The sequence below is a fragment of the Rhodococcus sp. P4_B6 genome, assembly GCF_056402215.1.
Genome location: NZ_JBFUHV010000268.1, coordinates 1 through 8,573, shown reverse-complemented (window position 1 = coordinate 8,573; position 8,573 = coordinate 1). Strand labels below are relative to the sequence as shown.

Genomic DNA, 8,573 nt, shown 5'->3' with positions numbered 1-8,573 from the left:
CGACCACGACGCCCAATGTCGCGAGGAGGTAGGACAGCGGCCTGCGCGAGTTGTCGTCGGATACGGGAAGCTCGCCCGCTGCGATCTCGACTGCGACTTGCCTGAAGTGTGGCGTCTCGTCGACCTTGAGTCTCAGGTAGAGAACGATGATGCCCATCGGGGCGGCCAGGAGGAAACCGATTCGCCAACCCCACTGTGCCATCGCGTCGTCGGAGAGCAGTACCGCCAGTACGGTTGCGACTCCGCCTCCGAGGACGAAGCCGAGCGTGGTGCCGACGAATGACCACGACCCGTACAGGCCGCGTTTGTCGGCGGGTGCCGATTCCACCATCAACGAGACGGCTCCGCCCACTTCTCCGCCGGCGGAGATGCCCTGTGCGATCCGGCACAGGGTCAGGAGCAACGGGGCGACGATGCCGATTGCCGAATGCGTCGGAAGGAGTCCGATACATGTCGTCGCGACAGTCATCAACGCGATGATCATCGCGAGGACAGGCTTGCGGCCCATGCGGTCGGTCATCCGCCCGAAGATGATTGCGCCGATCGGCCGGAGGAAGAACGCAAGTGCGAAGAGCAGGAACGTCGACAGGATGGACGCTGTCGGGTTCTCCGACGGAAAGAACAGTGGCGCAATGATCGGCGCCATGTACGCATAGATCGCGAACTCGTACCACTCGATCAGGTTGCCGAGTGATCCGGCCACGAGTGCTTTTCGAGATTTGCGAAGGTCGAGCACCATTTCGGTGCCGGGCGTGGAACTCGTTGTGTTCGACATGGTTGCATCCGTTTCGGGTGTGCACCGCCAGGCGGGCATTACACATCGTTGAGCGACGAGTCGTTGTGACTCGAGCCACAGTGTCGTCAACGTGAATGTTGCCCGGTGTCATCCTGGGTTGTCAACACGTGCGTGGATCGAATGGATGTGGAGCGTCAACTGTGACGTTGACATCGTCCATGGCCGCTGTCACCATGGGTGAGGGTCAGTCAACGCTTATGTTGAAAGACGGGATGATCTCGGCGAGGAGCGTTCGGCTCCGATCGCCACATCGATGCGAGAGGTACTCGAATGACGGCAGTACATCGTGATCCGGGCGCGGACAGGGCGGCCGGCGACGACTTCAACCCGGACCGGCTCACCGAGTGTGAGATTCGAACAGCGGTCGGCAGGGCGAATGTGCCCTCGCTCCTCATGGTTGTGTTCCAAACGACGGGCGACCAGAAATGGCTCGCTGCTCCGTACACCCCGACCAGAGGCAAGGGCCTCGGCGACCACGACTCGGGAGGTCTCGACGACGCGATCCAGGAGGAGATTCGCGAGGCTGCGGTGAAGGCTGTTCTGAGTCTGCAGGACGGAGGCCGTCCTGCGATCGAGACCCCGTCACCGGAACTCACGGTTCGAATGATGAGTGTATGCATGGGCGAACCCGTCGGCGACGAGTACGGACCGATGCTCGCACTCGAGTTGGCGCGACGCGCAGCGCCGGACTCGCCGAGCCTGTCACTCGAACCGGTCGATGCGCCCGAGGGATTCTCGGTCATCGTCATCGGGACCGGTGTCGCCGGAATTGCTGCTGCACAACAACTCGAAGACATGGGCGTGAACTACGTCATCCTCGAGAAGCAACCGGAGGCAGGCGGAAACTGGTGGCAGAATACCTATCCGGGTGCGGGGGTGGACACACCCAGCCATCTGTACTCGTTTTCGTTCGCCAAGAACGACTGGACCACGCACTTCGAACTCCGCAACGAATTGCAGGGCTACTTCGGTCGTGTGTTGAAGGACCTGGGTGCAGGTGAACGCGTCCGTTACGGTACCGAGGTTCGATCGGCGACGTTCGACGAGGCGGCCGCGCAATGGTCCGTGGAGGTGCGCAATCCGGACGGCACTGCGTCCATTCTGCGTTCGGACGTGGTGATCAGCGCGGTCGGTGTGCTGAACCGCCCCAAGAGGCCTGAAGTACCGGGAATGGATACCTTCGAGGGGATCAGCTTCCATTCGGCGGACTGGCCGGAGAATCTGGACCTCGACGGCAAACGCGTCGCTGTCGTCGGTACCGGTGCCAGTTCGATGCAGATCGCCCCGGCGATCGCGGACCGCGTCGCGCATCTGTCGATCTTCCAACGCTCGCCGCAGTGGGTGGCGCCGTTCGAGAAGTTCCGGATGCCCATCCCGATGGAACTCCGGAGACTGATGCAGACCTGCCCGATCTACCACAGTTGGTATTGGATCCGGCTCTTCTGGCAATTCGGCGACAAGGTCATCGAGTCGCTGCGAGTCGATCCCGAATGGGACCATCCGGAGCGCTCGGTGAACGCGCGAAACGACGCGCACCGCGAGTACTTCACCAGATACATCACACAGCAGGTGGGGGACCGGACCGACCTGCTGGACAAGGTGCTCCCGGACTACCCTCCGTTCGGCAAGCGAATCCTCCTCGACAACGGCTGGTTTGCAACCCTGCGCAAGGACAACGTGGATCTGATCGACCGGTCCGTCACCGGGGTGCGCGCCGAGGGCCTCGTCGACGACACCGGGACGGAGACGGACGTCGACGTCATCGTCTGGGCGACAGGTTTCGAGGCTGCTCGCTTCATCAGTTCGATGGAGGTGAAGGGCATTGGTGGGCTGACGCTCCGGGAAGCCTGGAACGACGACGATCCCAAGGCGTATCTGGGAGTGTCGGTCCCCGACTTCCCGAACTTCTTCATGCTGGGCGGCCCCAATTCGTTCCCGGGCAGCGGTAGCTTCATGTTCTTCATGGAGGTTCAGATGCGCTACATCCGTGGTCTTCTCACCGAGATGTTCCGCAACGGGATCAAGGCGCTCGATGCGCGTCCGGAGGCGAATCGTGAGTACAACGACCTCGTCGATTCGACGCATGCCCGCACGGTGTGGACTCACCGGGGAATGTCGACGTATTACCGGAACTCTCACGGGCGAGTGGTGTTCGTGATGCCGTTCCTGAATGTGGAGTACTGGAGGATGACTCAGCGCCCGGATCTGGAGAACTACACCGCGCGGTGACACTCGGACGGCAATGCCCCGGAACCCAATCGGTTCCGGGGCATTGCCGTCGGTGTCGATGCGGCTGTGATTCACCAGGCGTCGATGCGGCGCCGGGCGAGGGGGGAGCGGTCGACTCGTGGAGTGGCTGTCACACTCGAGATCCACGACCGAGTGCTCGCAGGATCGATGACGTCGTCGATCTCGAAGACCGATGCGGCGTTGATCGCCCTGCCTTGATGTGCAAAGTCCGCAAGATGGGCGCGGTAGACGCGATCACGTTCCTCGTCGTCCTCGATGGCATCCAACTCGCGACGAAAGCCGAGCTTGACGGCGCCTTCTGGTCCCATTGCCCCCAGTTCCCCCGTAGGCCACGCAACAATCGCGTCAGGTACACGGAAACTGCCACCAGCCATGGCTTGTCCGCCGAGGCCGAACGCCCTGCGGACGATCACTGTGCAGAACGGCACGCTCAGCGCCGGTGCGGTCACGAACAATCGACTGACGTGGCGCACCGACGCCGCTCGTTCTGCATCGGGACCGACGAGGAATCCCGCGGTGTCACACAGCGAGACGATCGGCAGTCCGTGCGCGTCGCACAGCTGCAGGAACCGTGCCATCTTGTCTGCTTCTGCACTACCGATGGTGCCGCCGGCCGTGTTCCCGTCATTGGCGACGAGCCCGAGGGGTCGGCCGTCGATGCGGATCAATGCAGTCATCAATCCGGGTCCGAATCTCCTGCGGAGTTCCAGCACCGAATCTTCGTCTGCGAGCGTGCGGACCAGGGTGCGAATGTCGAATGTGCGATTGCGCCTCTCGGGCACGATATGCCGCAGTAGTCGTTGATCGGGTTCACCCCAGACGTCAGTGGCGCCGCCGAAGTAACTCAGATAGCGTCGAGCGACCTCGACGGCGTCCCGGTCGTCGTCGACAACGATGTCCACGACTCCGTTGGGCTCCTGGATGGAGACCGGTCCGACGTCGTCCGCTGCGACCGTTCCCAGTCCGCCCCCTTCGATCATGGCAGGCCCGCCGAGTCCGATCGTCGAGTCGCGAGTGGCGACGATGACGTCACAACAGCCCAGTAACGCTGCGTTGCCTGCGAAGCAGCGACCGGACGCGATGCCGACGGTCGGAACTACTCCGTTGAGGCGTCCCAGGGCAACGAAGGTCCCGAGATCCATCCGGGTAGCTCGCGACATGTCGTCGGTGTCGCCGGGGCGCCCGCCGCCGCCTTCAGTGAACAGGACCACGGGCGTTCCTCTCCGGCCTGCGAGTTCGAAGAGCCGTTCCGCCTTCTTGTGGCTCTGTAACCCTTGGGTTCCCGCGAGCACCGTGTAGTCGTACGCGAGCGCGGCCGTCGCACGGCCGTCGACGGCACCGAAGCCGGTGACGACCCCGTCGGCCGGTGTTGCAGCTTCGAGTTCCTCCAGCGTCCTGCGACGCCGTTGCGCGGCAACGACAAGCCCGCCGTACTCGTGGAAGGAGTCCGTGTCGAACAGATCGTGAAGGTTCTCGCGTGCCGTTCTTTTGCCCCGGCGGTGGCGACGCTCGACAGCCTCCGGACGAGCACTGTCGAGGGTGCGGGCATGTCTCGCGTCGATGTCGGAGAGGTCGTCCCGCGTCGCAGCCAGGTCCACAGCCGCCGAGGTTGCGGCCTCGAACGATTGGTCGGCGTCGGGACGAACTGTGGCGAGGACGCTACCCGCCGGCACGGTGTCTCCCAGCGTGACCGCGATGTCGACGACGGTCCCGGCCACCGGCGAGCAGATGTCGGATTCCATCTTCATCGCCTCGACGGTGAGCATCGCTTCACCGCGACCGACGATGCCACCCGGTGTCGACGACAGCGCGACGACGGTACCACCGGAGGGCGCCCGCACCTCGACGATGGAGTCCGTCGCTTCATCCGGTGCTCGAGCAGAGGCCAGGTGGTCGTCGATGGTTCTGGTCGTGATCGTTCCGTTCCGGAAGCCGTCGCTGCCGAGGAACCACGACAGTGTCGGAATGTCGGTGTCGAGCGGGTCGAGGACGACGTCACCGAGCGCGGCGTTCAGTTCCTCTGCTGCCGCGAGGAAGTCGCCGTCCGGTCGATGCACGATCACTTTGGCCAGAAGAGGGTCGTACCCCGTGCCGACCTGCAGGCCGGGTCGAGCGTGTGATTCGACGCGGATCGACGGGCCGGTCGGGAACTGTACTGCGGTGAGCCGGTCGGAGCCGCCCGATTCGGGCGCTCCTGTGACGCGTGCTTCGAGCGCAATTCCGCGGGGTTCCCCCAGGGTGGTCGCCGACAGTTGTAGATCGGCAAGGCTCAACCCCTGGGCGATGTCGAGTTGCAGACCGACCAGGTCGAGTCCGGTGATCATCTCGGTCACGCCGTGTTCGACCTGTAGCCGGGGGTTGGCTTCGATGAAGTACCACCGGTCGAGATCGTCGGCGTCCACCAGGAACTCGAATGTGGCGAGCCCGCGAAGTCCCACCTCGGAGGCGAGCGTCAGCGCGGCCGCATACAGCGCGGTGCGGGTGGTCGCGGGCAGGAAAGCCGCAGGTCCTGCCTCGACCATCTTCTGATGGCGCCGCTGGCCCGTGCAGTCGCGGTCGAAGAGGTGCATCGGTGAGGTGCTTCCGTCACCGACCACCTGGACTTCGACGTGTCGTGCTCGCGCGAGGTATGCCTCGACGTAGACGTCCGGGACTCCGAAACTGCGGCCGGCCTCCGAGCGGCAGCGGTCCATCGCGTGATCCAGGTGACGCAGGTCTTCGACGATTCGCATACCACGGCCGCCGCCGCCTGCCACCGCCTTGACGATGACCGAGCCGGACTCCAGTGATTCGGCGAACTCCCGGGCGGCAGCGGGGGAGGTCGCCCCGCTCGTGGCCGGCAACACCGGCACTCCGCACCTCGTGGCGAGTTCACGCGTCGCGGATTTGTCCCCGAGGAGGCGCAGGGTATCGCCGGCCGGTCCGACGAACGTCAGACCGGCTGCCACACAGGCATCGGACAGCCGGTCGCTCTCGCTGAGGAATCCGTAGCCGGGATGGATCAGGCCGGCGTCGGACGATGCGGCGGCTCCACAGATGCCCTCCACGTCCAGGTATGCGGCGGGACCGGTCCCTCGCAGCGCAACCGACTGATCGGCGTGCTCGGCATGCGGTGATCCTTCTTCGTCCTCGCTGTACACCGCCACCGTGCGCAGTCCCCGTTGGGTCGCCGTGCGCATGATGCGGAGCGCTACCTCGCCGCGGTTGGCGATCAGCAGCGCGGTCATGCCTTCGCTTCGTCGGCCGAGAAGCCGCCGTATCCGCCCTGAAAGAAGATGAGCGGCGATTCCGGGGTGTCGAGTTCGAGGTGTTCGACCCGGCCGACGACGATGTAGTGGTCGCCGGCATCGTGGACGGCGTCGATCTCGCAGTCGATCCACGCCAGGGAGCCTAGTATGCGGGGCATGCCCGACGGCGTCGCGGTCCAGTCGACGTCGGCAAACTTGTCCGTGCCCTTACGGGACATGCTTCGGCAGATGTTCTGTTGGCCGGAAGCGAGCACGTTGGCGCAGAACCGCTGTGCAGCACGTATCTTCGGAAACGTCGACGAGGACCTGTCCGGCAGGAATGCGACGAGGGGCGGATCGAGCGAGACCGACGTGAACGAGCCGACGGCCATTCCGACCGGGGCTCCGTTGTCGCCGATCGCGGTCACTGCCACCACCCCGGTCGGAAAATGACCGAGAATCGTGCGGAACAACCCCGGATCGATCATCCGTTCTTCGTCGACTACCACTGACTGTTGTGCGTTCACGGAGTTCCCCTCGTATGTCATTTGATCGGTATGTCATTTGATCGTCAGGCCGGCGTCGACGGGCAGCACGACGCCCGTGACGTACCGCGATTCGTCCGATGCCAGCCACATCACCGCATTGCTGATGTCCTGCGGTTCGAGGAGTTCGACGGGCAGCAGATTGCTGATCGATTTCCCCATGTTCGACGGGTCTGCGAGTGCCTCGGCCAGTGCGGTGTTTCCGACGACCATCGGAGTGCTCACGCCGGTCGGGTGAACCGAGTTCACGCGAATGCTGTGCTCGGCGAGCAGGACTGCGTACTGTCGCATCAAGCCGACGACTGCGTGCTTGCTGGCCGTGTAACCGATTCCTGCCCCGGAGCTTCCACCGACGGCCTTGATTCCGGCCGTCGAGCTGGTCAGGACAATGGAACCGCCGCGGCCTTGGGCGATCATGCGTTCGCGGGCGACCTCGACGGTGTTGAACACTCCGGTGAGGTTGACTGCGATCACGTCGGCGAAGACGGCGTCGCGGTCGGGTTCGTCGGACTGCTGTGGAGCGATGCCTGCGTTGGCGACGACGATGTCGACACCGCCCAATTCGGCGGCACCGGCTTCGAATGCTGCCGACAGCGCGCGCTTGTCCCGGACGTCGGCGGTCGTGGCGACGATCCGGCGGTCGAGTTTCTCCACCAGTGCGGTCGTCTCGGCGAGGTCGTCCTCCGTGGCCAATGCGTAGGGCACCGATTCGATCGGGTTGCAGATGTCGACGGCGATGATGTCTGCGCCTTCCTCGGCCAGTCGCAGTGCATGACTCCGCCCCTGTCCTCGTGCCGCGCCGGTGATGAATGCAATTCTTCCGCTGAGTCTGCCGCTCATGAAGGATCCCTTTCGTGGACGCACGGGGGTGAGGGAGTGATGTCCACATCTCCTTCGACGTGCGAAGCATCGATGTGACGTGCGTCGCTCCTACCGCCACACCCTGCCCCCGGCATTCCGATCTGTCAACTATGACGTTGATTTTGTCCACGGCTGCGTAGATTCTGCTCGCATTCTGCCGATGGTTGACATCTGCGAAGGCGGGCACGATGATCGGTGGAAGCGATCTACACTGACGTTGATCGCGGGGTGCGCCGGAAGATGTGTGCGCGCCCTCGAGGTTCGATCCTGTGGAGGAGTGCGCATGTCCGACATCGAGACCAGGCTGCGGAGGTTGGAGGATCGGGCCGAGCTTCACGATCTCGCGGTACGGTACTTCTTGGCGTCCGACTTCGACGACCTGGACGTCATCGCCGACTCGTTCTCCGTCGACGGTACGTTCTCTGCCGGAGGTTTTCCGGGCGCTTCGGGCGGTGCCGGCATTGCGGAGATGATCCGGCAGGCTCGCGAGTCCTTCGGGACGACGATCCACACCCCGAACTACGTTCTGGTGGATTTCGTCGACGACGACCATGCAACGGGTGTGGTGGGTGCTCATCTGGAGATTGCGACCGGGGGCACGACAGTGTTCGGCGCTGTTCGGTACGAGGACGGGTACGTACGGGTAGACGGCCGCTGGAAGTTCGCATCACGAAACATGCGCACTGTGCATGTGGGGCCATGGGGTGAGGTCGCCTCGTCGCTGACCTCTCCGCGCCCGGTCCGCTGGCCCGGCGCCGAGCCTGCCGCCTCGGACTATGCGGTGAAGGCGTGAAGGCCTGAACGGTTCTCGGCTGCAGAGACCTGTGGCCGACGCCGGTCTCGAAAATCAACATAAACGTTGACAATGGCTGTGGGGGTGACGCGCCTCCGAAC

At 64.0% G+C, this 8,573-nt stretch carries 6 protein-coding genes; 2 read left to right on the top strand and 4 right to left on the bottom strand.

Translation table 11 applies throughout. The annotated features are described in order from the left end of the window. Positions 1-775: MFS transporter (locus tag AC1DWT_RS47745; protein WP_477925947.1), on the bottom strand; the 775-nt coding region annotated here is incomplete at its 3' end. A gap of 291 nt (positions 776-1,066) precedes the next feature. Between AC1DWT_RS47745 and AC1DWT_RS47740 the strand changes: the two genes are divergently transcribed. After that, a complete protein-coding gene (locus AC1DWT_RS47740) occupies positions 1,067-3,025 on the top strand; it encodes a flavin-containing monooxygenase (protein ID WP_378673383.1) in 1,959 nt (652 codons plus the stop codon). Between the two features lie 71 nt (positions 3,026-3,096). On the opposite strand, the gene AC1DWT_RS47735 is transcribed toward AC1DWT_RS47740, so the two are convergent. From AC1DWT_RS47735 to AC1DWT_RS47725, 3 genes are read right to left on the bottom strand one after another with little or no spacing between them, the layout of a single operon-like run. After that, positions 3,097-6,273: an acetyl-CoA carboxylase family protein gene (locus AC1DWT_RS47735; RefSeq protein WP_477925946.1), complete on the bottom strand. Its 3,177-nt coding sequence runs from the start codon at positions 6,271-6,273 to the stop codon at positions 3,097-3,099. Further along, positions 6,270-6,800 (bottom strand): flavin reductase family protein, encoded by a 531-nt coding sequence (locus tag AC1DWT_RS47730; protein WP_378673389.1) that lies wholly within the window; start codon positions 6,798-6,800, stop codon positions 6,270-6,272. The genes AC1DWT_RS47735 and AC1DWT_RS47730 overlap by 4 nt, the downstream gene beginning before the upstream one ends. A gap of 33 nt (positions 6,801-6,833) precedes the next feature. Beyond that, positions 6,834-7,658: a mycofactocin-coupled SDR family oxidoreductase gene (locus tag AC1DWT_RS47725; RefSeq protein WP_276135683.1), complete on the bottom strand. Its 825-nt coding sequence runs from the start codon at positions 7,656-7,658 to the stop codon at positions 6,834-6,836. A 304-nt stretch (positions 7,659-7,962) separates the two neighbouring features. Here AC1DWT_RS47725 and AC1DWT_RS47720 point away from each other — a divergent pair, with 304 nt between their 5' ends. Beyond that, positions 7,963-8,472, top strand: coding sequence for a nuclear transport factor 2 family protein (locus AC1DWT_RS47720; RefSeq protein WP_378673392.1), 510 nt, complete (start codon positions 7,963-7,965; stop codon positions 8,470-8,472). Positions 8,473-8,573 lie beyond the last annotated feature (101 nt).